At 33.8% G+C, this 25397-nt stretch carries 22 protein-coding genes and 1 tRNA gene; 16 read left to right on the top strand and 7 right to left on the bottom strand.

Annotation, left to right across the window (positions count from 1 at the left end; translation table 11 throughout):
- Window positions 1-69: 69 nt before the first annotated feature.
- Both CHB81_RS16095 and CHB81_RS16090 read left to right on the top strand, forming a co-directional pair.
- Window positions 70-273, top strand: a complete 204-nt coding sequence (locus tag CHB81_RS16095; RefSeq protein WP_089352884.1) for a hypothetical protein — start codon at window positions 70-72, stop codon at window positions 271-273.
- Between the two features lie 46 nt (window positions 274-319).
- A complete protein-coding gene (locus CHB81_RS16090; protein WP_089352883.1) occupies window positions 320-892 on the top strand; it encodes a pentapeptide repeat-containing protein in 573 nt (190 codons plus the stop codon).
- Window positions 893-1188: 296 nt separating this feature from the next.
- Here the strand turns inward: CHB81_RS16090 and CHB81_RS16085 are convergent, their stop codons facing one another.
- The 4 genes from CHB81_RS16085 to CHB81_RS16070 all read right to left on the bottom strand — a co-directional run bounded on the left by CHB81_RS16085 (window position 1189) and on the right by CHB81_RS16070 (window position 9891).
- Entirely contained in the window at window positions 1189-2751 is a 1563-nt protein-coding gene (locus CHB81_RS16085) for a DUF5123 domain-containing protein (protein ID WP_089352882.1), read from the bottom strand.
- A gap of 33 nt (window positions 2752-2784) precedes the next feature.
- Entirely contained in the window at window positions 2785-4578 is a 1794-nt protein-coding gene (locus tag CHB81_RS16080; protein ID WP_089352881.1) for a RagB/SusD family nutrient uptake outer membrane protein, read from the bottom strand.
- A 16-nt stretch (window positions 4579-4594) separates the two neighbouring features.
- A complete protein-coding gene (locus tag CHB81_RS16075; protein ID WP_089352880.1) occupies window positions 4595-7828 on the bottom strand; it encodes a TonB-dependent receptor in 3234 nt (1077 codons plus the stop codon).
- An 896-nt stretch (window positions 7829-8724) separates the two neighbouring features.
- Complete coding sequence (locus tag CHB81_RS16070; RefSeq protein ID WP_089352879.1) at window positions 8725-9891, bottom strand: MFS transporter; 1167 nt, start codon at window positions 9889-9891, stop codon at window positions 8725-8727.
- A gap of 103 nt (window positions 9892-9994) precedes the next feature.
- Here CHB81_RS16070 and CHB81_RS16065 point away from each other — a divergent pair, with 103 nt between their 5' ends.
- The 4 genes from CHB81_RS16065 to CHB81_RS16050 all read left to right on the top strand — a co-directional run bounded on the left by CHB81_RS16065 (window position 9995) and on the right by CHB81_RS16050 (window position 12512).
- Window positions 9995-10828, top strand: a complete 834-nt coding sequence (locus tag CHB81_RS16065) for an AraC family transcriptional regulator (RefSeq protein WP_089352878.1) — start codon at window positions 9995-9997, stop codon at window positions 10826-10828.
- A 70-nt stretch (window positions 10829-10898) separates the two neighbouring features.
- Entirely contained in the window at window positions 10899-11285 is a 387-nt protein-coding gene (locus CHB81_RS16060; RefSeq protein ID WP_254921135.1) for a hypothetical protein, read from the top strand.
- Between the two features lie 133 nt (window positions 11286-11418).
- Window positions 11419-11949: a DUF3347 domain-containing protein gene (locus CHB81_RS16055; protein WP_089352877.1), complete on the top strand. Its 531-nt coding sequence runs from the start codon at window positions 11419-11421 to the stop codon at window positions 11947-11949.
- Between the two features lie 2 nt (window positions 11950-11951).
- The gene (locus CHB81_RS16050; protein WP_089352876.1) at window positions 11952-12512 is read left to right on the top strand and encodes an AraC family transcriptional regulator; all 561 of its coding nucleotides are present in this window, start codon (window positions 11952-11954) and stop codon (window positions 12510-12512) included.
- Window positions 12513-12764: 252 nt separating this feature from the next.
- Here CHB81_RS16050 and CHB81_RS16045 read toward each other — a convergent pair whose 3' ends face one another.
- Window positions 12765-12965: a DUF2683 family protein gene (locus tag CHB81_RS16045; protein WP_089352875.1), complete on the bottom strand. Its 201-nt coding sequence runs from the start codon at window positions 12963-12965 to the stop codon at window positions 12765-12767.
- A 323-nt stretch (window positions 12966-13288) separates the two neighbouring features.
- Here CHB81_RS16045 and CHB81_RS16040 point away from each other — a divergent pair, with 323 nt between their 5' ends.
- The 3 genes from CHB81_RS16040 to CHB81_RS26910 all read left to right on the top strand — a co-directional run bounded on the left by CHB81_RS16040 (window position 13289) and on the right by CHB81_RS26910 (window position 18389).
- The gene (locus CHB81_RS16040; RefSeq protein WP_089352874.1) at window positions 13289-15832 is read left to right on the top strand and encodes a heavy metal translocating P-type ATPase; all 2544 of its coding nucleotides are present in this window, start codon (window positions 13289-13291) and stop codon (window positions 15830-15832) included.
- A gap of 9 nt (window positions 15833-15841) precedes the next feature.
- The gene (locus tag CHB81_RS16035; protein ID WP_089352873.1) at window positions 15842-18094 is read left to right on the top strand and encodes a multicopper oxidase family protein; all 2253 of its coding nucleotides are present in this window, start codon (window positions 15842-15844) and stop codon (window positions 18092-18094) included.
- A gap of 130 nt (window positions 18095-18224) precedes the next feature.
- Window positions 18225-18389 (top strand): hypothetical protein, encoded by a 165-nt coding sequence (locus CHB81_RS26910; RefSeq protein WP_176427537.1) that lies wholly within the window; start codon window positions 18225-18227, stop codon window positions 18387-18389.
- 168 nt (window positions 18390-18557) lie between these two features.
- On the opposite strand, the gene CHB81_RS16025 is transcribed toward CHB81_RS26910, so the two are convergent.
- On the bottom strand, window positions 18558-19010 hold the full coding sequence (locus CHB81_RS16025) for a DUF4442 domain-containing protein (protein ID WP_089352871.1): 453 nt from the start codon (window positions 19008-19010) through the stop codon (window positions 18558-18560).
- A 231-nt stretch (window positions 19011-19241) separates the two neighbouring features.
- On the opposite strand from CHB81_RS16025, the gene CHB81_RS16020 reads away from it, so the two are divergent.
- The 5 genes from CHB81_RS16020 (at window position 19242) to CHB81_RS16000 (ending at window position 23578) form a co-directional block, all read left to right on the top strand.
- Window positions 19242-19721: a DUF4870 domain-containing protein gene (locus CHB81_RS16020; RefSeq protein WP_089352870.1), complete on the top strand. Its 480-nt coding sequence runs from the start codon at window positions 19242-19244 to the stop codon at window positions 19719-19721.
- A gap of 131 nt (window positions 19722-19852) precedes the next feature.
- The gene (locus CHB81_RS16015; protein ID WP_008464689.1) at window positions 19853-20185 is read left to right on the top strand and encodes a PadR family transcriptional regulator; all 333 of its coding nucleotides are present in this window, start codon (window positions 19853-19855) and stop codon (window positions 20183-20185) included.
- Window positions 20186-20188: 3 nt separating this feature from the next.
- Window positions 20189-21919 (top strand): PspC domain-containing protein, encoded by a 1731-nt coding sequence (locus CHB81_RS16010; RefSeq protein ID WP_089352869.1) that lies wholly within the window; start codon window positions 20189-20191, stop codon window positions 21917-21919.
- A gap of 3 nt (window positions 21920-21922) precedes the next feature.
- Window positions 21923-22657: a head GIN domain-containing protein gene (locus tag CHB81_RS16005; protein ID WP_089352868.1), complete on the top strand. Its 735-nt coding sequence runs from the start codon at window positions 21923-21925 to the stop codon at window positions 22655-22657.
- Window positions 22658-22744: 87 nt separating this feature from the next.
- Entirely contained in the window at window positions 22745-23578 is an 834-nt protein-coding gene (locus CHB81_RS16000) for a DUF2807 domain-containing protein (protein ID WP_089352867.1), read from the top strand.
- A gap of 342 nt (window positions 23579-23920) precedes the next feature.
- Here CHB81_RS16000 and trxB read toward each other — a convergent pair whose 3' ends face one another.
- A complete protein-coding gene (trxB, locus tag CHB81_RS15995; protein ID WP_089352866.1) occupies window positions 23921-24868 on the bottom strand; it encodes a thioredoxin-disulfide reductase in 948 nt (315 codons plus the stop codon).
- A 152-nt stretch (window positions 24869-25020) separates the two neighbouring features.
- Here trxB and CHB81_RS15990 point away from each other — a divergent pair.
- Both CHB81_RS15990 and CHB81_RS15985 read left to right on the top strand, forming a co-directional pair.
- Window positions 25021-25095: transfer RNA gene (locus CHB81_RS15990), tRNA-Pro, on the top strand.
- Between the two features lie 55 nt (window positions 25096-25150).
- The coding region (locus CHB81_RS15985; protein ID WP_141130411.1) for a GIY-YIG nuclease family protein at window positions 25151-25397 on the top strand (247 nt) is incomplete at its 3' end.

Here is a 25397-nt window from a genome sequence, read left to right as displayed (position 1 = left end):
TTGATTATAGAATCCTAGTAACTAAAAAAGCATTTACAGAAATTTGCCCTGTAAAAAAATGAGCAAATTATGATTTATGTTTTTAAAACTTCTGTTGATACAAGATCTAAATTAGAGTTAGCAACTTCGCTTCTTAATGAATTGCTAACGGATAATACTATATGGAATTTTGATCTGGAGGATTGTGATAACATTTTAAGAATCGACAGCGAAAATGAAATAACTGAAACAATGTTACAAAACAACATTTTTGATTGTGTCGAATTAGAATAATCCTTTTTTGCCCCAAAAAACCTCTTTGCAACCTCAACCTCGTATTATGGAAACTGTATTACATCAAAACAAAACTTTTGACACGATTGATTATTCTGATCAGAAATTATCAGATAACGAATTTGTAAATTGTGAATTTATCAATTGCAATTTTTCTAAAAGTGATTTTAGCTATATTGACTTTTTAGACTGCACGTTCAAAAATTGTAATCTTTCGTTAGCAATTCTAAAAGGTACCGGATTAAAGAACATCAAATTTATTGGTTGTAAATTAATGGGACTTGATTTTAGTGCCAGTAATAGCTTTTTGTTTTCGATGAATTTTCAGGATTGTCTTCTTGATTATTCGACTTTCATTTACAAAAAACTAAAGAAAACTAATTTTATTGATTGTTCATTAAAAGATGTAGATTTCTCTAATACTGATTTATCTCTGGCAGTTTTCAAAAATTGTGATCTTGCAAATGCCACTTTCGTGGAAGTGAATCTAGAAAAAACTGATTTTAGAACTTCCAGAAATTACGCTTTTGATCCTTCTGAAAATAAAGTAAAAAGAGCCAGAGTATCTCATACTGCACTTGCTGGTTTGCTTGAAAAATTTGATTTGGATATTGAGTAAATTTTATGGCACACGGATGACGCCGATTTAAACAGATTAATGCTGATTTTTATTTTTTGTAAAAGTTTTAAACTTAGACAAAAGTCTATAAACAATAATCTATACTAGTTGATTGTTTACATTGCGGGACTTCGACTTCGCTCAGTCTGACAAGCTAAACGTACAAGAATATTCCAACAAAATTAAAATCCGTTTAAATCCGCGTCATCCGCGTGCCAATCTCATGCCAACTAAAAAACAAGAGAGGGATACAAAAACTGCATCCCTCTCTCTATAAAAACCAACCGTAGAAAAATCTATTTAATCCAATTTGGATCTCCAATTGCATTATCTTTTAATGTTTGATTACCAATTGTGAAATCTCCATTTACAGGATCTGCAAATTGAGGATTTGCAGTAGTTCCCGAAGCATCTATTTTATTATTTAAAATTGAGGAATCCATAAAACCTGACGCCTGATAATAATAATTTTTATTAAATACAGGCTGATCCGTACTTGCCTGATTCGTATATATTGCGCTTGTCGATGTAATCAAAGTATTTTTTACCGCTGATTTATTGGATGCAAAACGAACATACAAAATTCTTCTTGGTGTCGCATTATTAGATACGTTATACAAAGTACAACTGTCAATTAATACATTTGTTGTTAATCCCGTTCCTGAAAAGCCATTAGGAGAAGCTACAGCATCAACCCTAACAAAATCACGTCCTATTGAACAAGAATTAAACGTACTGGTTTTGACTACTATATTTACTACGTAAGTATTTCTGAAATCTATAAAATCTGCTTGTGCATTTGTATTTACATTTTTTACAGTACTGTTTTCTATAGTAAATGAATTTACTTTTGAAGCTGCAGCATTTCCATACACTAAGGCGCGTAGATAATCATGAATATTACAACCGCTAATTAAAATATCTCCATAAGTACTATTGGCACCAGAAACGGTAATAAAACTGGTATCTCCAATAGTTGTTCCTTCAACATTCAAATCAATTAAGGAAACATTGCCTGTGCCGGCAGTAAGTGTAAACCTTACATGCAATAACGGTTTATCGCCTGCTCGTAATCCTCTTATAGTAATTGCTTTATTTAATACAATTTCATCTTTGTATACCTGATAATCTCCTGGCATCAATACTAATATTGAACCTGCAGGAGCTGCGGTAATAGCAGCATTTAAATCATCTGTAGGTTTTACTAAAATACCGGTTCCTATATCAATTCCGGTTTTAAAGGTTCTAAGTCCTCTTGTTTTAGTTCCGTTAAGCAAAGTAGCTGTATAATCTGTTTCGCCGGTTAATCCGGTTACAACTGCAACTCCTGCTAATTTTTCTGCTGGTGTTATTGTATGTGTAATTCCGCCCGGAGCAATTGAGATTTGTGTTACAGCGCTATTTGGAGTCCATCTTAAAGTAACCTGTTTTGCCTCAACATCGATATCTTCGACAGCAAACAAAATTTGCTCTGTCAATGTTTTTGCTGTAACAACAGACCATTTTGAATCTGCTAATCCTGCTGCACTTACACCTTTTACTCTGATTGAATAAACTGTTTCTCCTTCTAACGCAATTGTTACCGGAAGTTCTGTAGGCAAAACTTTTACTGTTTTATAGATCGTTGTAAACTTAGTATCGTCTGCGCTAAATTCTACTACATAATGATCTGCATCGTCTTTTACGGTCCAATTTAATTCTACCGAAGTTTGATTTCTAACGATGGCTTTAAGTTCTATTGGAGAAAATGTTCTATTGGCTCCAATATCATTCAATACTGGTTCATTGTAGCTTTCGCAACCGGCAACTATCAATAAAAACATAGCCAGCAATCCTTTAAATATGTATTTTGCTTTCATAATTATATAACTATAATTTATTTGTTGATTTTATTAGTTTCCGATTACCCAGTCATTTACTAATTGACCATTACTATTGTCTATAAATGTTTGCCAGATTGGCCAGAATTGTCTTTTATCAGGATCAATTCCGGTTTTGTATAAAGTCGTTATTTTATTGTCTTCCAATTTATCCCAGGCTTTAGAAGTATATCCTGTTGGAGCCTGAATTTCGCCTCGGTTTAAACCATAAATATCCAATGTAATTCCATCGTCTTCATATTTGTAATACAAAGTCGAAGGCACATCCTGATAATTCCCTGAGCGTGCTTTCAAATCAGTCATTTTAACTTTAGCTTCGTCTAATTTTATTTTTAGTAAATTCCATCTGATTAGCGAATATTTGCGTTCCATTTCGCCTGTAAATTCATATTTATTCTCTTCAACTATAGCATTAAACATGGCATCTTTACCAGTTAATCCGTCTACGTAAGCATCTACTTTTACCGCCTGATCTGCTGGAGCAAAAGCTCTACGGCGAATTTCTTTAAGATAACCTGCAGCCGCTCCGGGACCTTCTAATTCGTTTGCCGCTTCTGCAGCAATTAAAAGTACTTCGGCATAACGCATATAAATTTTATTTAAACCATCGTCATTTGGTGCAGTAACAATTCGGTTCATCCATTCAAAACGATATTTTCCGAAATACCAGGTTTGTAAATCTGTAAGTTCCTGTTTTGCTTTACCACTTACTGCAGTACCCCATTTATAAGGAACACAGGTAACATCTCGGCGAGTATCTACCTGATCGTAATCATAGAAAACAAATGGCAAAGGTCCGTTAACACCACCTTTACTCGCTCCCATTTGCTGGAACTGATCTGAAGTATCGTGTTTAACTGCTAAGGTAAAAAGCATTCTTCCGCGTGTATCGCCAAAAGGAATTTCCCAAAGAGATTCTCCACCTGCCGTTACAATTTCCTGATTGTATTTTTTCCATAATCCTTCAAACGTAGGTTCTAAATGTGCAGAACCGCTGGCAATAACGGAGCGACATTCCTCTAATGCCAATTTGTACATCTTTGCTACTGAAAGTTCCGGATCTGTACTTCTTCTCACTCCATCAGGATATTGTTGATATCCGCTTGCCATCATAGCCAGACGAGCTCTAAAACTTTTTACAAAAGCCTTATTTACACGTTCGGTACTATTTGTTGCCGAAGTTTCATTTGGCCATCCAACCAAAGTTGAAGCTTCGGCTAAATCTGCGATCAATTGCTTGTAAGTTTCGTCGCGATTTGTTTTAGGTATATAAATAGTTGAGGTAACAACAGGCACAAAACGAACGGGAACATCTCCCCAGTTTCTTAACAAATCAGCATAATAAATAGCACGTAATGTTAATGCTTCTCCTAACAATTGTCCCAGTTGTTTATTCGATTTTACATTGCCATAAGTACGTAAACCTCTAATACACAAATTGGCACGTTCGATTCCTTCGTACATCATTGCCCACGCATTTTTTGGCGAGTTCATTTCGGTATTATCTGGTCTGGCATTATAGGTTACCAAATCTGATTTGGCGCCTTCAATTGAAGATGCCAAAAGCCATTCTGTATCTGTATTCAATCCCTGATAAGCCAAAAGTCTTCCTCTATAGGATTGTTCTTCTCCAAAGGAAACTTTTATTCCATCAACAGCACCTTGTGCCAGTTCAGCATTAGAAAAAATAATTTCATCTCCTAATGTTGATTGCGCAGGAGTATCAAAAAAATCTTCACCAAAATCCTGACACGAAGTCAATAAACCTGAGATAATTAATCCTGCTATTATTACTTTATATTTCATTTTGATAAATTTTAAATTAGAAATTAAGGTTTAAACCAAAAACCAATTGTCTGCTACGCGGATATGCTGAATAATCGACTCCAGGCGTTAGCGGTGATTTTCTTTTTGTTGACACCTCAGGATCCGGACCGGAATAATTTGTAATTATAAAAACATTAGTTGCTGTAAAATAGAATCTTAACTTGCTTACTCCCAGTTTAGACGTTAATGCTTCTGGTGTAGAATATCCTAAAGTCAAAGTATTTAATCTAAAGAATGAACCATCTTCTACAGCCCAATCCGTAAACATAAATTTTTGCATATACGGAGACCACATTGTTGTGTTGGCATTTAAAGCTGCTAAATCAGTAGGATCAGTTACTAATTGTCCTGAAGCAGGATCTAAATTTGTCCATCTTTTACCATCAGCCATTTCCGTACTTAAATTCTTATATTGTCCGTTTCTGTTTGCGGTAGAAAATTCTGCTTTGTTGGCATTATAAATATCATTTCCGATAGTCCAGTTGAAAGCCGCAGAAAGATCAAAACCATAAGCATTTGCATTGATAACTAAACCTCCTGTACTTTTAGGATTCGCGTTACCAATAACTGTTTGATCTGATGTCGTAACTTTGTTATCTGCAGAACCATCGGTATTTTTTAACTTCATCATACCGGGTTGTACGGCACTTCCTAAAACACTTGTTGCATCAGCAACACCCGTTTTTAAAGTATATTTTCCGCCAACATAATCAAAGTCTGAAACTTCATATCGTCCTGCACTTTGAAAACCGTACATTAATCCCATTGCAGAACCTGCATTTACAGCATAATCATTACCAATATCTGTCGATGCCCAATTGGTATTTACACCAAAATTGTCCATTACGCCAAGCGAGTTGATTTTATTTTTATTAATTCCAACATTCACAGAAAAATTCAAACCAAAATTCTTTCTTTCAAATGCGATAAAATTTACTGTTGCCTCAAAACCGGTATTTTGAGTTTCACCCATATTTCTAAACTGAGTTTTATATCCTGTTCCTCCTACCGGAAATTCGATTAACAAATCATGCGTTACATTTTTATATGCATCGAAAGTTCCGTTTAAACGATTTTTAAAAAATCCGAAATCAAGACCAATATTTTGTGTCACAGTAGTTTCCCATTTTAAATTTGGATTTGCCAAAACACTTGACGGCGCCCAGTAACTACCAAAACCATCTATGAAAGAGTTAGTTGTAGACATATAACTCTGAACTGTTTGCCCTACCGGAATATTATTATTACCCGCTTCACCATAACTTAGTCTCAGCTTAAGAAGATTAAGCCATGAAGTATTTTTCAGGAAACTTTCTTCAGAAATCTTCCATGCTGCAGCCGCTGCCGGGAAATATCCCCAACGATTATCGCCCAAAAACCTGCTTGAACCATCGGCACGAAAAGAAGCCGTCAATAAATAACGGTCTTTGTAATCATAATTTGCACGTCCGAAAAATGACAGTAACTTATCATCAGGGCTGTAAAAATTATCAACTGAAAACGGTGTTCCCTGCGTGGTCAACTTCCTTGCATCATCCAAATCAAAGAAATCAGGATAACTCAACATTGTAGTAGTGTTAATATTTGATGTAGTCGTAATCATTTCTTCTCCCAAAAGAGCGGTTAAATGATGGTTTACTCCTAAAAGATTTTTAAAATCATAATTTAAAGTATTGGCATTTCTAAAACGTACATCTTTACGATCGCTCATTACCATAGCCGGTTTTCCTGCTCCAACTTTTGCAGTACTTGAAAAATAAGTAGAGGAGCCGTAAAAACGATAATCTGAATAATTATAATTATCTAAACCTAAATCACTTTGAAATTTTAAATTTTGAGCCAGTTTCCATCCAAAGCTTCCTAATAAGTTGTAATTTTTCTTGGTTTGCTGACGTGCATTATCTGATATCGCTAAAAAAGGATTCACTAAATAACTGTTCACACTTTGATCATCATTATCCGTCGTTAATCCCGGCATTGGAATTGGAGAATAACCAACACTATGACGCAAACGGCTATCAAGCGATGAAACTTCGTTTTGCTCATTTGCACCGCTTCCATTTATTTCTGTATCAGAATAACGAACTGTAAAAGCAAGATCAATTTTGTCACTTGCTTTATTTTTCAACGCCAATGATAAGTTGTTTCTCTTGAAATCTGAGCCAACCATAATTGCTTTTTCATCATAATAAGCATAGTTAAAATTGTAGCTTAAGTTTTCATTTCCCCCGCGAATACCTAAATCACGGCTATTTACTTCACCACGACGGCCATAAATTTGTTTTTGCCAATCGGTTCCTTTTACACCGTTATATAAATCGCGATCCTGCCAGTTACCAAAATACTTTGTATAAGAATTTGGATTACTCAAAATAGTTTTATCTGTTTGGCTAAGCAAAGCATATTCATATTGCCACTTTACAAAATCATCAACAGGAAGAACCTCTATATCATTAGCCATTGTTTTCATACCATAAAACATATTAAAACTCACGGCCATTTTTCCATCTTTACCAGTTTTAGTTGTAATAATAATAACTCCGTTTGCTCCTCTGGAACCATAGATTGCAGTCGAAGAAGCATCTTTTAATACCGTCATCGATTCAACATTTGAAGCAGCAATATCACTCATACTATTCACTGGAAAACCATCGACTATAATTAAAGGTGAGGCATCTTGCGTTAACGATCCGCCGCCACGAACTCTAATTTTAATATCAGCATCAGGAGAACCTTCACTTGATGTAACCTGAACCCCGGCTATTCTTCCTGTTAAGGCTTCGGCAATATTAGAAACCGGTATTTTCTTCAATTCATTTCCTGAAATTGAAGAAACGGCACCAGTTAAATCTGATTTTTTTACCGATCCATATCCAACCACAACTACTTCGTTTAATGCATGTGAATCTTCGCTTAAACTAACATCCAGTTTGCTTTTACCTGCTACAGCTATCTCTTTGGTTTGAAACCCAATAAATGAAAAAGCTAATACCGCTTTCGCATTCGTTAGTTTTATTTTATAATGACCGTCAAAATCGGTAGAAGCACTATTCTTAGTTCCTTTTTCAATTATATTTACACCCGGCAAAGTCAATCCTGCAGCATCTTTAACAGTACCTTCTACTGCTAAATTTTGTGCGCTCATGCGATTGCACGTTAGCAAGCACAATAAGAAAACAACTGCAAAAGAACAATTCGCTCCTTTATCAAATAAATCTTTAAAATTCATGGTTAATTGTTTAAATTACTAATTGGTTATATCGTTGTTTGTTTATTTTTTCTTTTTTATCCCAGCTCCTATTTTCAATTTAAACTCTCATTTTAGCAGGAACAATCTACCTCTTTCATTCTCCAAATGACATTTTAAGATTATCACATTTTAAGCAATTAGAATATTGTAATCGATTACACAAACATAAATATTTTTTTTATATAAAAAATTAATTTTCCTAAAAATTTCATAAATAAAATTATATATCAAAAATAAAAGCGTTTTTTTCTATTACATGTGTAATTTATGTCACTAATAAATATTAAAAATATTATTGTAGAATTTAAATTTGTTTCGGTTATTCAGAAAAAATAATCGATTACACAATTAAATATTGCAAAATTATTAGTAGGAATAAATTAATCATCCGAATCAAAAAAATCAGGTATTATTTTTAAGAAGAAATTGAATAGCCGCCTTAACTATTCAAATTTGAGAAGAGATAATTTCAAACTAAAAAAGGTTTTAGTCTAATTACTTATAAACACAAAAAAGCCCTTAAACCTAATTAGATTTAAGGGCTTTTGTATATATCTACATTTTTTTTGTTCCATCGGAACATTTCATTGGTAACACCAATCTTATGAAAATATTATAAACAACGTTTTGTTCCATCGGAACATCTCATCGGTAACCTCAACAATAATGCGCTTTTTTTACGTTCCATAGGAACGTTTATTTCGTGTCCAATACAATGCATACAATTTACCAAACATCCCTACAGGATGATATCGAATCGTGAACATTTTTTTCTACCGATGAAATGTTCCGATGGAACAAAATATTGTTTACAATATTTCATCAGATTTTTTTTATATTCTGAATATTGGAAAACAGTTATTCATAATTATTTTTTAAGCATTCTGCAACTGCAAATTACTTTTGTGTTTCTGCATTAAAGCAACAGTAATAATCATACCGGTAATCGCCATTCCAACACCTATAAGGTTTGGAGAAGTATAACTGTAACCAGCCGCCAAAGGTAATCCGCCTAAAAAAGCTCCTAAAGCATTCCCAATATTAAAACTTCCCTGAAGCGCTGCCGAAGCAATCATCTCAGCGCCTTTTGCTGTTTTAATCATTAACATTTGAATAGGTGCAATAACTGAAAAAGAAATAGCTCCCGTTAAAAAAGTCAGGAATAAAGAAATGTATTGATTATAAGAGAATAAATAAACTAAGATTAAATCAATCGACATTACAAACAATAAGGCCAATACAGTTGGTGCCGGAGAGAATTTATCAGCAAGTTTACCGCCTGCAAAATTTCCAACAACCATTCCTAGTCCGGCCAAAATTAAAATGTATGAAACATCTTCGGCAGCAAACTTAGAAACATTGATTAACAAAGGTGCGATATAACTAATCCAGGCAAACAATCCTGCAAACCCAATCGCAGTAATTCCGATAATTAACCAAGCTTCTGTTTTCTTAAAAAACAGTAATTGTGTTTTCATATTTACATTCCCGCTTTTCTCCAGATTTGGCATCCATAAAGAAATAAACAAAAATGTAAGCAAACCAACAGCGGCAATTAATATAAAAGTATAACGCCAAACAAAATTGTGCCCTATATAAGTACCAATTGGAACACCTATTAAATTCGCCAGCGTTAAACCTGAAAACATAATTGCAATTGCCTGAGCTTCCTTACCTTTGTCTGCCAAACGGCTTGCAACTACAGCTCCAACACCAAAGAAGGCGCCATGCGGCAATCCGGAAAGGAATCTCGATGCGAATAAAAAATTGTACGTAGGTGCAATAATAGAAAGCGCATTAAAAACCGTTAACATCAAAGCTAGTATTAAAAGCATTTTCTTTGGAGCTAAATTTCTTCCTAAGATTACTAATAAAGGAGCTCCTATAACAACGCCAAGAGCGTAAGCCGAAATTAAATATCCGGCAACCGGAATCGAAACTTTCATATCTGAGGCAATATCTGGCAACAAACCCATCATAACAAACTCGGTAATTCCGATAGTTAATCCTCCTAATGAGAGTGCAATAAGACTTTTTTTCATTTTATTTTTACAAGAAAGGAATAGAATTTCTATGATGCAAAGTTAACGCTGTTAAACGCAAAATAAGTTGTACATTTGCGATATAAACTTGTAAATTTATGTTATGCCAATATTAAATCAATTCAAGACATTGGTTATTGATGAGTTTGAAGATGAAAAATTTCACCTTCCGCCACACACGCATACTTATTATGAAATTATTTACATCAAAAAAGGAAGCGGAGTTCATCACCTGAATAACAACCTATTACCTTATAAATCCGGAGATCTTTTTGTGATTTCGCCTGAAGACGAGCATTATTTTGATATTAAAAAAAGTACGCGTTTCTTTTATATAAAGTTTACCGACAACTATTTTAACTCAAAACAAAATCTTACTTGCGATGAATTTTTAATTCATACTCCGGAAAGTTTCATGCGTGATAAAACGCTCAAAGAAACGGTTCTAAAATTAGACGATCCTTGCAAAACCATATTAAAAAATACGATCGAAAACATTGCCGCTTATAATTGCAAAACAGATGTTTCGACCTCGCCTATTGTATTTTACCAGATTCTTTCAATTTTTGGATTAATCAAAGAAACTATGCGCAGTCAGAATCTTATCGTTAAAGGAAATTCTATTGATAACGAACAAATCACATCTTATATACATCAGAATATATACAACCCGAAATTAGTTCAGATCAAAGTGATTGCGAGTCATTTTAATATTGCGGAAACTTATTTTAGTGCTTACTTCAAAAGAACATTCACTATTAGTTATCGTGATTATATTCATAATTTAAGAACAACTTTAATCGAAAAAAGAATCCATAACAACCAATTACCGATTAAGCAAATTGCGTATGAATTTGGTTTTACCGATGAAAGCCATTTGTCAAATTATTTTAAAAAGCGAAAAAACATGAAACCTACAGATTTTAAGAAAACTTAAAATTTGAAATCTTAAATATGTAGACGCTCTAAAAAAAAATATCTAAATTTGTATTTCTAAAACAATTTCATTGGCAAAAAAGTTCCGCATATTATTTCTTTTTATAACTCTTGGCTTCTTTTTGATGTCCAATAGTGGTTATGCTTGCGGAAAAACTTCTGAAAAAACTTCTTGTGAAACGAAAACAGCTTCTAAAAAAGAAACTGCTGATTCTTGTCAAAAAGATTGTTGTAAAGACAATCATAATTCTAAAAAAGACCAACATGGCTGTAACGGAAAATGCGATCATTCGGGTTGCACACCTTCAGGGTTAGTCTTTAGTTTGATTGCGACAAATGAATTTGAATTCGACAATAATCTATTCAATTTCTCTACCGAGAAAACAACTTTACACCATAAAACCGCTAGTATTTCTGATGGTTTTACTTCTATTTGGTTACCACCTAAAATAAAATAATTGTATTTCTGATAGCCATAATTGGGTTTTGTTTAACCGCAAAGTTCGCAGAGATTTACGCTAAGCTCGCAAAGAAAAATTAAAATTATTTAACTTAGAGAAGAATTTACATTCTCTCTTAAAATCACATAAAATGAAAAAATCAATAGCAACTATAATCGCAATAATCGCATTAGTTTTCAATGCAAATAGTATTCAGGCAACTACAATTAAAACAGAAACAACTACAATTGAAGACGCAGATTCAAATCAGTTACAAGCTGTTTATGATGCTTACTTTACTGTAAAAGATGCCTTAATTAAAAGTGATGCCAAATTAACTTCGGCGAAAGCCCAGGATTTACTGACTGCAATTACTGCGGTAAAAATGGATAAACTAAAAAGCAACGAACATACTGCATGGATGAAAGTCGTTAAAAAAATAACTGCTGATGCCAAAAGTATTTCTGCAACAACAGATCTTAAAAAGCAACGTGAAACTTTCAAATCACTTTCAAAAAACACTTACGATCTAATTAAAGTTTCTAAATCTACTGAGGTTGTTTACAAACAATATTGCCCAATGGCAGATGCTGATTGGTTAAGCAAAGAAAAAGCAGTTAAGAATCCTTATTATGGTTCTTCGATGCTAACTTGTGGAAATGTGGTAGAAACCATCAAATAAATATGACACTCTACATCAAAAACATGGTGTGTGGTCGCTGTAAAATGGTTGTGAAGTCTGAGTTTGAAAAACTCGGACTTCATACTATTTCTGTTGAATTAGGCGAAGTCGAACTGCAAGATCCAATTACCGAAAGCCAAAAAGAAGTTTTACTTAAAAATCTGCAAGCCTTAGGTTTTGACTTTATTGATGATAAAAAAAGTAAAACCATCGAGAAAATAAAAAATCTGATCGTCGATTTAGTTCATCACAGAAACAACGATCTTAAAGTCAACTTATCCGATTATTTAGTCGAAAACCTCAATCAGGATTATAGCACACTAAGTAATCTATTCTCGGAAGTTGAAAACACTACTATCGAAAAATATTTTATCAGTCAGAAAATAGAAAAAGTAAAAGAGTTATTAATCTACAATGAACTTTCATTAAGCGAGATTGCCGATATTCTAAACTATAGTAATGTAGCGCATTTGAGCAATCAATTTAAGAAAATCACCGGCTTTACTCCTACTTACTTTAAACAATTGAAGGATAAAAAACGTATTCAGATTGAGAATTTGTAATTGTTTTTTTAACCGCAAAGGGCGCAAAGTTTTTTGTCTTTACTAGATTTTATGAAAACGCAAAGTTCGCAAAGCTTTAGCTAAATAGCTCTGCGTAAACGTCTTGCCATCTTTACGATTAATCAAGTTTATACAATAAAAAAACGTGCTAATCTAGCACGTTTTTAATCTATCTGAATAATGTCTCATTTCTGAAATCAAGACAACAGCTATAACTTCCATCATTCTTTCAACCCTAAACTTCCCCATACATCATTTAGTATCAACCGTTATACTTTTAGATTTCCCGCTTTTATAATCATCATAACTTTCCTCAATCTTCTTAACAAATTCCCGATTGTAAGAGTTCTCTTCATCTATTTTAATCCCTTTATATTTAAGTGCTAACATCTTTGCAATTTCAAGGAATGTTTTACCTGCTTCCGTTTCCTCATCTATGGTTATAGTTATCATAATTATATTTTTTATTCAAGGTACAAAACCTAAACTATTTTCCTACAATGCAATTCTGAACTAAAATATAGTTAAATTTATATGAATCAAAATTGAGAATTTGTAAATATTTCTTTAACTACAAAGTGCGAAGATTTACGCAAAGAACAAAAAGCTTTGCGAACTTTGCGTTTTTATAAAATCTAGTAAAGACAAAAAACTTTGCGCCCTTTGCGGTTAATTTATCTTTTTTATAAATATTACAAATCATTCTCAAAATTATACAAACCGTTGTAAACCTTACTTCGGAAATTTGCATTGTAATACTTTAAATACTAGAAACAATGACTCATCAATATGTAATTTCAGGAATGTCCTGCGATGGCTGCCGTAAAAAAGTGGAGAAAACTTTAAACTCAGTAGAAGGAATTCAGGCTGAAGTAACTTTAAATCCTCCATTGGCAACTATAACAATGGAAAAACATGTCCCGACTGAAAAATTTCAGGAAGTCTTAACCGAAGCCGGAAAGTATACTATTGAGATGACTTCCTCTAAAAGCGCTACAGAACCAGCGGTCAAATCTTGTTGTTCAAGTCACAATAAAGACAATCATGCTGGTCATGAGCATACAAAAAAAGCAACTGTAACTCATAATCACAATCATAATGCAACGGGAGTTTATTATTGTCCGATGCATTGCGAAGGTGATAAAACTTATGACAAACCCGGAGATTGTCCGGTTTGCGGAATGGATTTAGTTCCTCAAGTTGCTATTGGAACACAATTTACTTGCCCAATGCATCCCGAAATCGTTTCGAACGAACCTGGCGATTGCCCAATTTGCGGAATGGATTTGGTACCAATGCAGGCTTCTGAAAACGAAGAAAACAAAACATATACTGACTTATTAAAGAAAATGAAGATTGCGATTTTGTTTACGCTTCCAATTTTTATTATTTCAATGTCAGAAATGATTCCTGATAATCCTCTTTTTAAGATAATGTCCATTGAAAACTGGAATTGGGTTCAGTTCCTATTTTCAATTCCCGTATTATTTTATGCAGGATGGATGTTCTTTGTTCGTGCCTATAAATCGATTATCACTTGGAATCTGAATATGTTTACGCTTATCGGTATTGGAACTGGTGTTGCCTTTTTATTCAGTATTGCCGGAATGTTTTTTCCTGATGTTTTTCCTTCTGAATTCAAATCACATCACGGAACCATTCATCTTTATTTTGAAGCCGCAACGGTTATTATAACTTTAGTTTTATTAGGACAATTATTAGAAGCCAGAGCACACGGGCAAACAAACGGAGCCATAAAAGAATTATTGAAATTGGCTCCAACCGAAGCAACTTTGGTAGAAAACGGAAATGACAAAGTAATTTCGATTCATAATATTAAAAAAGGAGATTTATTACGTGTAAAACCTGGAGAAAAAATTCCGGTTGACGGAAAAATTACTACTGGCGAAAGCAGTATCGATGAAGCGATGATTACCGGAGAACCAATTCCGGTGGATAAAAAAGTGGGTGATACCGTAATTGCCGGAACTATAAACGGAACCAAATCTTTTGTGATGATTGCCGAAAAAGTAGGCTCAGAAACTTTGCTTTCGCAAATTATACAAATGGTAAATGATGCAAGCCGTTCACGAGCTCCAATCCAGAAATTGGCAGATCGTGTGGCAAAATATTTTGTTCCAACAGTTGTCGCAATTTCAATATTGACATTTATTTTATGGGCGAAATTTGGTCCTGAACCTGCTTACATTTACGGATTAATTAATGCGATTGCAGTTTTAATTATTGCATGTCCTTGTGCTTTAGGATTAGCAACTCCAATGTCGGTTATGGTTGGTGTCGGCAAAGGAGCGCAAGCAGGAATCCTGATAAAAAATGCCGAAGCGCTCGAAAACATGAATAAAATCGATGTTTTAATCACAGACAAAACCGGAACTATTACAGAAGGAAAACCATCTGTCGAAAAAATCTACTCAGTTAATAATAACGAAGATGTTTTATTGCAAAATATTGCTTCGCTAAATCAACACAGCGAGCATCCTTTGGCGCAAGCCGTAGTTAATTTTGCTAAGGCTAAAAACCAAACTATACTTGACGTTCCGGATTTTGAAGCCGTTGCCGGAAAAGGAGTTATTGGAACTGTAAATAATTCAAAAGTAGCTTTAGGAAACAAAAAACTAATGCTTCAGGTTGGTGCTTCAATTTCTGAGGATATTGAAAATAAAATTATTGCCGAGCAAAATCTGGGTAAAACAGTTTCTTATATCGCCGTTGATAAAATTGTTTTAGGCTATGTAACGATTACAGATGCCATAAAAGCAAGCAGTGCAAAAGCAATCAAAGATTTAATTGATCAGGGCGTTGAGGTCATTATGATGACGGGAGACAATGGCAATACTGCAAAAGCGGTTGCAGATCAGTTACAACTAAGTTCGTTTAAAGCAGATTGTTTGCCTGAAGATAAACTAAAAGAAATTAAACGTTTGCAAGCCGAAGGCAAAATTGTAGCAATGGCGGGCGACGGAATCAATGATGCTCCCGCTTTAGCGCAAGCGAATATTGGAATCGCAATGGGAACCGGAACTGATGTTGCCATTGAAAGTGCCAAAATAACACTTGTAAAAGGCGACTTAAACGGAATCGTAAAGGCGAAAAAACTAAGTCATTCCGTGATGAAAAACATCAAACAGAATCTATTTTTTGCCTTTATCTATAATGTTTTGGGAGTTCCAATTGCAGCTGGAATTTTATATCCAGTATTTGGGATTTTGCTTTCGCCGATGTTAGCAGCTCTTGCCATGAGTTTGAGTTCGGTTTCGGTAATTGTAAATGCTTTGAGATTGCGAAATCTAAACCTTTAAAAAATCAATATGAAACTACATACTATTATACTTGTCTTTTTGATTGCCTTGAGTGCGCAAGCTCAAAAAGTAGTTCGTTACGATTTACATGTTCGGGACACAATTGTGAATTTTTCCGGAAAAGAAAAACGCGCTATCGCAGTCAACGGACAAATTCCGATGCCAACATTAACTTTTACTGAAGGTGATATTGCGGAGATTTACGTTCACAATGATTTAAAAAATGAAGATACAGCATTGCATTGGCACGGATTATTTCTTCCGAATAAAGAAGACGGAGTTCCGTATTTAACTCAAATGCCTATTAAACCGGGAACAACTCATAAATATACTTTCCCAATTATTCAAAACGGAACCTATTGGTATCACAGTCATTCTGGTTTGCAGGAACAAATTGGTTTGTATGGACTTTTCATTATCAATAAGAAGAAAGACGATACTACTTTTAGAAAAGGAATCGATGATTTACCAACAATTCCTGTCATTTTAAGTGAATGGACAGATTTGAAACCGGAAAATGTTCAGCGAATGTTACACAATGCCAACGATTGGTTTGCTATAAAAAAAGGAACAACTCAAAGTTATGCCGAAGCAATCAAGAAAGGTCAGTTTTCAACAAAAGTCACCAACGAATGGAAACGCATGAATGCGATGGATGTGAGTGATGTTTATTATGAGAAGTTTTTAATTAACGGAAAAAATGAAGATCAACTTTCGCAATTTAAACCTGGTGATAAAGTCAGATTGCGAATTGCAAATGGTGGTGCTTCCAGTTATTTCTGGCTTACTTATGGCGGTGGAAAAATAACGGTTGTTGCCAGCGACGGAAACGATGTTGAACCTGTAGAAGTCGATCGATTAATTATTGCGGTTTCTGAAACGTATGATGTTGTCGTTACAATTCCTGAAGACAATAAATCTTTTGCTTTTTTGGCTACAGCCGAAGACAGAACCGGATCTGCTTCTTTGTTTTTAGGTGATGGAACTAAACAGCCTGTCAAACATCTTCCGAAATTGAAATATTTTGAAGGCATGAAAATGATGAACGACATGATGAAAATGAACGGAGAAATGAACGATATGGGCATGAAAATGTCTTTGAACAAAATGGACATGAATACCGTTATGTATCCTGAAATTTCCGGAGAAGATGAATCTGCAAAAACCGAAGATCATTCTATGCATAATATGGAAAGCATGAAAATGGAGGATATGAAAATGTCAAGCGATACAACAGAAACTGCCGAGATTACGACTTTGAATTACGGAATGCTAAAATCTCCAACCAAAACAACGCTTCCAAAAGATGCGCCGGTAAAAGAATTACGTTTTGAATTATCAGGAAACATGAACCGTTACGTTTGGAGTCTGGACAATAAAGTGATTTCTGAAACGGATAAAATCTTAATTAAAAAAGGTGAAACCGTTCGGATTACCTTGTACAACGGATCAATGATGCGTCATCCAATGCATTTACACGGACACGATTTCAGAATTTTGAATGAACATGGCGAATATTCTCCGTTAAAAAATGTGATTGATATTATGCCAATGGAAACCGATACAATCGAATTTCAGGCTAATGCCGATGGCGACTGGTTTTTTCACTGCCACATTTTATATCACATGATGGCGGGAATGGGACGTATTTTTAGTTATGAAAATTCAGCACCAAATCCGTTGATTCACGATCCAAAAATGGCGTATAAAATGCTAAAAATGGACGATCGTATGTTTCATTTTATGGCTGAGAATGATTTTGCCTCAAACGGAAACGACGGTGAAGCAATGTTCAGCAACACGCGCTGGAGCATTGGAACCGAATGGAGATTGGGTTATAATAACGAACATGGTTATGAAACCGAAACCCATATTGGTAGATATATAGGTAAAATGCAGTGGTTTATGCCTTTTATTGGTTTTGACTGGCGTTACAGAAGAATGGGAATGGACGAACAGGAACAAAATATGTTTGGACAAAAGAATACCAAAGACAATCGTTCGGTTTTTAGTGCCGGTATGGAGTATACTTTGCCAATGCTAGTAAAAGCGCAAGTTGAGGTTTACACCGATGGAAATGTGAGAATTCAATTTGAACGAAAAGACATTCCGCTTTCGAGACGTTTGCGAATGAACTTAATGTGGAATACAGATAAAGAATATATGGCGGGTCTAAAATATATCGCTGGCAGAAACTTTGGGATTACAACTCATTATGATAGTGATATGGGAATTGGTTTTGGGGTAAATCTGAATTATTAGAAATAAAATTTAATATTATTTTGATACGCATTAACTTATCGTTGACAATTTCTAAAGCCAAAGCGTATTATATTTGAAGAACATCTTCAATCAAAAAAAGAAAAATACTTAACAATTAAATTAAACAAAAATGAAAAAATTATTTACCGTTTTAGCTATCGCTTTATTTACAATTGGTGCACAAGCACAAGACACTAAACCAGCTCCTAAAAAAGAGACTACTAAAAAGGAGTCTTGCTGCAAGAAAACTTCAACAGATAAAAAAGACAAAAAAGCATGTTGCGTTAAAAAATAACAGAAACGTATTTCAACAAAAAGGGCTCGAATATATTCGAGCCCTTTTTTATGGGATTTTTTTTTCGCCACGAATTTCACAAATTCACACGAATTAATTTGTGCAAATTGAATTACGTATTTAAAATTAGTGTCAATTCGTGAAATTCGTGGCAAAAAACTTTTAAACCTATTTCAATTTTACACTCCATTCGAAATCCATTTCAGAAACCTGAACTCCTTCTTCATTTGTTCCAATAGATTTCATCCAGAAAGTTTGCCCCTCGCCTGTTGCGATTGTTCTTTGAATTGCTTCGGCAATTAAATGGCCATCATTACAAACGAATGTTATTCTTCCGGTGGCTTTTTTAGTAAAGTTCCCTTTATTATTAGCAACCAGCATTGAGATTTTTTTTCCGCTTTGCTGAATTTGAGAAATCACTAAAGCTCCTGTAGTTAATTCGGCGGCCATAGCCTGAACAGCAAAGTACATTGAATTAAAGGGGTTCTGATTAATCCATCTGTGTTTTACACTTACCACGCATCTATCCTGGTCGATTGCCTTTACACGTACACCACAAATGTATGCTGATGGTAATTTGAATAATACAAATTTGTTAAGTTTAGAAACTGATATTGCCATGGTATTTATTTTTTTATGTAAAAATACAAAAAAACTATGCACGCACAATAAATTCCAATTACTTTCCTAATTCACCAATAAAATCAAGACTTACCAATTATTTCCAGCTCATTATAAGTCGTTCTAAAATTTCAGATTTGTTAAAATTTTGTTAATAATTAGTACTATGCAAAACAAGATACTGTCTTTTAGCTATATATTTGTATAAGAAATTACTATATGCTTTTAATCATGGAAACAACAACACCACTCATCATGGAAACATCATCAGAAAAGAACACTGCAACGTTCACACACTTAAGTACTTTAACTCAGTATTTCATTCCATTTGGAAATTATATTTTCCCAATATTGATCTGGACGAGTTACAAAGACAAATCAGAATTTGTTAATCACCACGGAAAACAAACGCTGAATTTTCAATTAAGCTTATTGCTTTACACATTGATTTTGGCTTTGATTGCAATTCCGATTTTTATCACTGTTATTCTTCAGAATCTTCCAATGGAAGCTGTTTTTAACGATGACGATTTCTTTATTAGAAATATCGATTTTCAAGGAAACATTGCATTATTAAGTATTGGAGCGACAGCAGTTTTACTTTTTGGATTATTAAAGTTTGCTGAATTCTTTTTAGTGATTTATGCTTCAATAAAAGCTTCAAACGGAGAATTGTATAAATATCCGCTAACGATTCCTTTTATTAAGTAATCTGAAAAAAATTAAAAGTTATAGTCGGGACATTATAAACAATCAATTAGAATAGTTTCGAAATCAATCATCAATCAATCATCATCAATCAAAAAACGAATTGTTCAATCTAAAAAAAACAAAATGAAATTATGAACATTGAAAACACAAAAGCACAGATGCGCAAAGGTGTTCTTGAGTTTTGCATCTTATCAGTATTAAAAGAAAAAGACGCATATACATCTGAAATATTAGACACTTTAAAAAACGCTAAATTACTAGTTGTAGAGGGAACAGTTTACCCACTTTTGACTAGGCTGAAAAACGACGGTTTGCTTAATTATCGTTGGGAAGAATCGACCTCCGGGCCACCAAGAAAATATTATGGATTAACCGAAATAGGACAAACATTTTTAAACGAACTTAGCGGTACCTGGACAGAATTGTCTGACGCCGTAAATCTAATCACCAATCAAAATCAATAAGTCATGAACAAAACAGTAAATATTAACTTAGGCGGTATGTTTTTTCACATCGATGAAGACGCATATTTAAAATTGACACGCTATTTTGACGCTATAAAACGATCACTTAACAACTCGTCCGGACAGGATGAAATTATTAAAGATATCGAAATGCGTGTTTCTGAATTATTAACAGAAAAACAAAAAAGCGAAAAACATGTTGTAGGCTTAAAAGACGTTGACGAAGTGATTACGGTTATGGGACAACCTGAGGACTACATTATTGAGGACGAAGAAAAACCAAATCAGTCTTTTAATGAATATGGTGCAAGAAAACATAAAAAATTGTACCGTGACAAAGAAAAAGGCATGGTTGGTGGTGTTGCAACTGGTTTAGGACACTATTTTGGAATTGACGCTGTTTGGATAAAAATCATTTTCTTAATATTTGTTTTTGCAGGTTTTGGAACTGGAATTTTAGCTTATTTCGTTCTTTGGGTTGTAACTCCGGAAGCGGTTACAACCTCTGAAAAATTGGAAATGACAGGAGAACCGGTTACCATTTCGAACATCGAGAAAAAAGTTCGTGAGGAAATTGAAAACTTATCTGATAAATTCAAAAATGCAGATTATGACGCAATGGGAAACCAGGTAAAGTCGGGAGCTGAGAGAATAAGTAGTTCATTTGGAGACTTTGTAATGACGGTTTTTAAAATCTTCGCAAAATTTTTAGGAGTAATTTTAATCATTTCTGGAATTAGTGTTTTGATTGCGTTATTGATTGGAGTTTTTACTTTGGGAACAAATATCTTTATTGATTTTCCTTGGCAAAACTTTATCGAAGCCGGAAACTTTACTGATTACCCAATCTGGTCATTTGGTTTATTAATGTTCTTTGCAGTTGGAATTCCGTTTTTCTTTTTGACTCTTTTAGGTTTCAAATTGTTGTCTCCAAACTTAAAATCAATTGGAAACATAACAAAATACACCTTATTAGCTGTATGGATTATTGCTGTTGCAATTGCAATTAGTGTTGGAATTAAACAAGCGACTGAACTTTCATATGACAACAAAACAATTGAGAAAAAAGATATCAGCGCTCGTGTAACAGATACTCTTTATGTAAAATTCAGATACAATGATTACTACGCTAAAAGCCTAAATCAACATAGTGATTTTGAATTCGTTCAGGATTCGGCCAACAATCAATTGATTTATTCTACTGATGTTCGTTTACATGTTTTACACACTGACAATCCTACTGCTTATTTGCAAATAGAGAAAAGCGCAAGAGGAAATTCATTTGTAAATGCAAGACAAAGAGCTGAAAAAATCAATTACAAATATCAAATTACAGGGAATCATTTACTTCTTGATAATTATTTTTTGACAGATGTAAAAAACAAATTTAGAGGTCAGGAAGTTGATGTATATTTGTACTTACCAGAAGGACAATTGTTTAAACCAGATTCTTCTGTTCAGGATTATGATGATTCTGACAACGATTTTTTCAACTTACACTTTAGTGGGAACTATAATTATAAAGTTGAAGGATCAAAAATTAAATGCTTGAATTGTCCAGTAGACGAAAATGACCATGATGATATGGACTATGACGATGAAGGAAACACAATTGATAACGATACTGTAAAAGAAGTATCTATTAAAATAAATGGAAAAGAAGTTTTAAACGGAAAAAAAACATCAGGAAAATTAACCACTGATAAAAACGGAGTTATAATCAAAATTAACTAAGCCATGATAAAAATAATCATTCATATTACGAAATTAATTGTTGTCACTATTACTGCATTATTATTTGCCTCATGTAATTTTAACATGAATACAATTGAAGGCAGCGGAAATGTAACAACCGAAAAAAGAATTGTTCAGGGAGATTTTAAGAATATCCGAGTGAGCAATGCGATCGATTTAGTTATTGTGCAATCTGATTCGACTGAAATTATAGTAGAAGCCGATGACAATTTGCAGAAAGAAATTGAAACAAAGGTTGAAAATGGAACTTTGGTAATCAGATGTAAATTCAATTCTTTCCACAACATATCACAAAAAAAGGTAACGGTTAAAATGCCTGTTATCAATAAAATAGAAGCTTCGAGTGCCGCGTCTGTAATGAGTAAAAACATTATTCAGGGACAAGATGTAGAATTAGAAACATCAAGTGCCGCAACGATGGATGTAAATGTAGAATCAGATAATATCTCCTGCAGAACAAGTAGTGGAAGTTCTATTACTATTCAAGGTAAAGCATTAAAAACAGTAGCAAAAGCTTCGAGTGGATCTAGTGTAAATGCTGGAAAATTAATGGCAAATGAAATTGAGGCTGATGCTTCAAGCGGTGGAAGTCTGGAAGTACACCCAATTTTGAGTTTGAAAGCTGGTGCATCTAGCGGAGGAAGTATTAATTATAATAATGCTCCTAAAACAATCGAAAAAACTTCTAGTTCAGGAGGAAGCATTAGTCAAGGCTAAACCTTACATATCTGTTAAATATAAAAGAAATCATTCATCAACAGTGGATGATTTTTTTATATTTGTGAAAATCAAATTATAGAATTAATGAAAAAACACGCAGCCCTAGTCTTACTATTACTTGTTACAACATTAACTTTTGCTCAAAAAAGAGAAAAAATAAAAGGTTCTAAAATTGTCACTACTTCAATGAAAGAAGTAGGAGAATTTGATGGTATTGAAGTTGATGATAATCTGGAAGTTTACCTGGAAAAAGGAGAGAAAAATGAAATCAAAATTGAAGCCGATGACAATCTGCATGATATCATTGGAATGGATTTAAGAGACAGAACACTCCGTTTATATACTTCGAAAGAAAGTACAATCTTTAAAAAACTTAGCATACGTGTTACTTATACAAGTTCTTTAAAAAATGTAATTGCTAAAAATGAGGCTATAATTTATGCTATTCAGGAGCTTCAATTGGATGATATCACTTTTAATAGTGTTGATTTTTCTAAATTATTTCTGAACGTAAACTCAAAAAAATTCAATTTGATTGCAGACGACAAATCAAAAACAGAACTGAATTTAAAATCTGAAGACGCAAGTTTACAATTGAGTAAATACGCTACTGTTAAATCATTAGTTTCAGCAATAAAATTTAAATGTGATTTATATCAAAAAGCAAATGCTACTATTGAAGGAATTGCCGAAAAAGCAACAATTCGTTTAGATAACAATTCAATATTTACCGGAACAAAATTCACCTTAAAAGATGCAAATATTACTGCCGAAAATTATTCTGTTGGAAGTATTTTGGCTGATACAACAATCTCATTAGCGATTGGAGATAAAGCGGAACTTTCTCTTTTTGGAAATCCGGCGATTCAATTAACTCGTTTCTCTGAAGAAGCAAAACTTCTTAAGAAGATTAAATAAGTTTCAGGTTTTTCTTGTTTCAAGTTTCAAGTTGTTGGAACGTATAAAAAATAAAAAGTCCCAATCAAATAAATGATTGGGACTTTTTTATAAACTTCACATTCACATTTCGAATAACTTGAAACTTGAAACAAGAAAAACCTGAAACAGTCTAATTTTACCACAAAGGCAACAAAGTTTTTATATATCGGTGGTTTTATAAAAACACAAAGTCCGCAAAGCTTTATGTTGATCTAGCTTTGCGAACTTTGTGTTTTCTACGCGTAATGTAAAATTAAACCTTAGCGAACTTTGCGGTAAAACTTTTATTTAAACTCTAGATATAAACCTGAAACAAAATTTTCACTCTTTAGATGCCAAATATCTTTCAGCATCAAGTGCAGCCATACATCCTGTACCTGCAGCAGTAATTGCCTGACGATATACATGATCTGCGGCATCACCTGCTACAAAAACACCTGGTACATTTGTATTAGAAGTTCCAGGAGTATTTATGATGTAACCTGTTTCGTCTAGTGTAATGTAATCTTTGAAAATATCTGTGTTTGGTTTATGACCAATTGCAACGAAAAATCCAGTTGCAGGAATATCAAAAACTTCCCCTGTAGTTTTGTTTTTTGCCTTGATAGCATGAACTACATTCTCGTCACCCAAAACTTCAACAGTATCATGATTCATTAAAATCTCGATATTTCCGGTTTTACGAACGCGTTCTTCCATAATTTTAGAAGCTCTGAATTTTTCGCTTCTTACCAACATGGTTACTTTTTTACAAAGTTTAGATAAGTAATGTGCTTCTTCACAAGCTGAATCTCCTGCTCCAACAATCACTACTTCCTGATTACGGTAGAAAAATCCGTCGCAAACAGCACAAGCAGAAACTCCACCTCCCATTTGTAAATAATGTTGTTCTGATGGTAATCCTAAATATTTTGCTGATGCTCCTGTAGAAATAATAACAGTTTCGCAGTGCAATTCGATTGTATCGTTAATCCAAACTTTATGAATATCTCCTGAAAAATCAACTTTAGTAGCCCAACCATCACGAATATCAGCACCAAAACGTTTTGCTTGTTCTTGTAACTGGATCATCATTTCAGGACCTGTAACACCATCAACATAACCAGGGAAATTTTCTACTTCATTTGTTGTAGTCAACTGACCTCCAGGCTGCATTCCTTGATATAATACGGGATTCATATTTGCTCTGGCAGCATAAATAGCAGCAGTATAACCCGCTGGACCAGAACCAATAATTAGGCATTTAATTTTTTCGATTGTATCTGACATAGTATGTATAGTTTTTAGTGATGCAAATGTAAACTTTATTATAAAAATTTGCACCCAAAACAAATCCTAAATAACTATCTCGAAATAAGTTTTATTTATTTTTACTTTTTTCTTTTGCAAACCAAATTTATTACTATATTTGCATCCGCTTACGGGGTGTAGCGTAGCCCGGTTATCGCGCCTGCTTTGGGAGCAGGAGGCCGCAGGTTCGAATCCTGCCACCCCGACAAAAGTCTTTTCATTTTTTGAGAAGACTTTTTTTTTTGCTTTTAACTCACTAATATGTATTACACTTATATTCTCTATAGCACTACAAAATCAAAATTTTATATTGGTCAGACAAATGATATTGATGACAGACTTAGAAGACATAATAGTGGGGCATCTCTTTCTACAAAAGGTGGTATTCCGTGGAAAATAATATATTTCATTAAACTAGAATCAAGATCTGAGGCTGTCTTACTAGAAACCAAAATAAAAAAACGCGGTGCCAAGCGATATCTTGACGGCATAAAATTTGAATATGTGA

The sequence above is a fragment of the Flavobacterium sp. ov086 genome, assembly GCF_900187965.1.
Classification (GTDB): domain Bacteria; phylum Bacteroidota; class Bacteroidia; order Flavobacteriales; family Flavobacteriaceae; genus Flavobacterium.
The sequence above is the reverse complement of the archived record's forward strand: the minus strand, read 5'-3'. Positions and strand labels throughout refer to the sequence as shown.

Coding starts and splice junctions, on each gene's coding strand:
- CHB81_RS16035 (WP_089352873.1), top strand. CDS start 15,842: ATGAAACTACATACTATTATACTTGTCTTTTTGATTGCCTTGAGTGCG.
- CHB81_RS16070 (WP_089352879.1), bottom strand. CDS start 9,891: ATGAAAAAAAGTCTTATTGCACTCTCATTAGGAGGATTAACTATCGGA.
- CHB81_RS16050 (WP_089352876.1), top strand. CDS start 11,952: ATGACACTCTACATCAAAAACATGGTGTGTGGTCGCTGTAAAATGGTT.
- CHB81_RS16075 (WP_089352880.1), bottom strand. CDS start 7,828: ATGAATTTTAAAGATTTATTTGATAAAGGAGCGAATTGTTCTTTTGCA.
- CHB81_RS16040 (WP_089352874.1), top strand. CDS start 13,289: ATGACTCATCAATATGTAATTTCAGGAATGTCCTGCGATGGCTGCCGT.
- CHB81_RS16025 (WP_089352871.1), bottom strand. CDS start 19,010: ATGGCAATATCAGTTTCTAAACTTAACAAATTTGTATTATTCAAATTA.
- CHB81_RS16065 (WP_089352878.1), top strand. CDS start 9,995: ATGCCAATATTAAATCAATTCAAGACATTGGTTATTGATGAGTTTGAA.
- CHB81_RS16085 (WP_089352882.1), bottom strand. CDS start 2,751: ATGAAAGCAAAATACATATTTAAAGGATTGCTGGCTATGTTTTTATTG.
- CHB81_RS16005 (WP_089352868.1), top strand. CDS start 21,923: ATGATAAAAATAATCATTCATATTACGAAATTAATTGTTGTCACTATT.
- CHB81_RS16020 (WP_089352870.1), top strand. CDS start 19,242: ATGGAAACAACAACACCACTCATCATGGAAACATCATCAGAAAAGAAC.
- CHB81_RS16080 (WP_089352881.1), bottom strand. CDS start 4,578: ATGAAATATAAAGTAATAATAGCAGGATTAATTATCTCAGGTTTATTG.
- CHB81_RS16015 (WP_008464689.1), top strand. CDS start 19,853: ATGAACATTGAAAACACAAAAGCACAGATGCGCAAAGGTGTTCTTGAG.
- CHB81_RS16045 (WP_089352875.1), bottom strand. CDS start 12,965: ATGATAACTATAACCATAGATGAGGAAACGGAAGCAGGTAAAACATTC.
- CHB81_RS26910 (WP_176427537.1), top strand. CDS start 18,225: ATGAAAAAATTATTTACCGTTTTAGCTATCGCTTTATTTACAATTGGT.
- CHB81_RS16095 (WP_089352884.1), top strand. CDS start 70: ATGATTTATGTTTTTAAAACTTCTGTTGATACAAGATCTAAATTAGAG.
- trxB (WP_089352866.1), bottom strand. CDS start 24,868: ATGTCAGATACAATCGAAAAAATTAAATGCCTAATTATTGGTTCTGGT.
- CHB81_RS16090 (WP_089352883.1), top strand. CDS start 320: ATGGAAACTGTATTACATCAAAACAAAACTTTTGACACGATTGATTAT.
- CHB81_RS16010 (WP_089352869.1), top strand. CDS start 20,189: ATGAACAAAACAGTAAATATTAACTTAGGCGGTATGTTTTTTCACATC.
- CHB81_RS16055 (WP_089352877.1), top strand. CDS start 11,419: ATGAAAAAATCAATAGCAACTATAATCGCAATAATCGCATTAGTTTTC.
- CHB81_RS16000 (WP_089352867.1), top strand. CDS start 22,745: ATGAAAAAACACGCAGCCCTAGTCTTACTATTACTTGTTACAACATTA.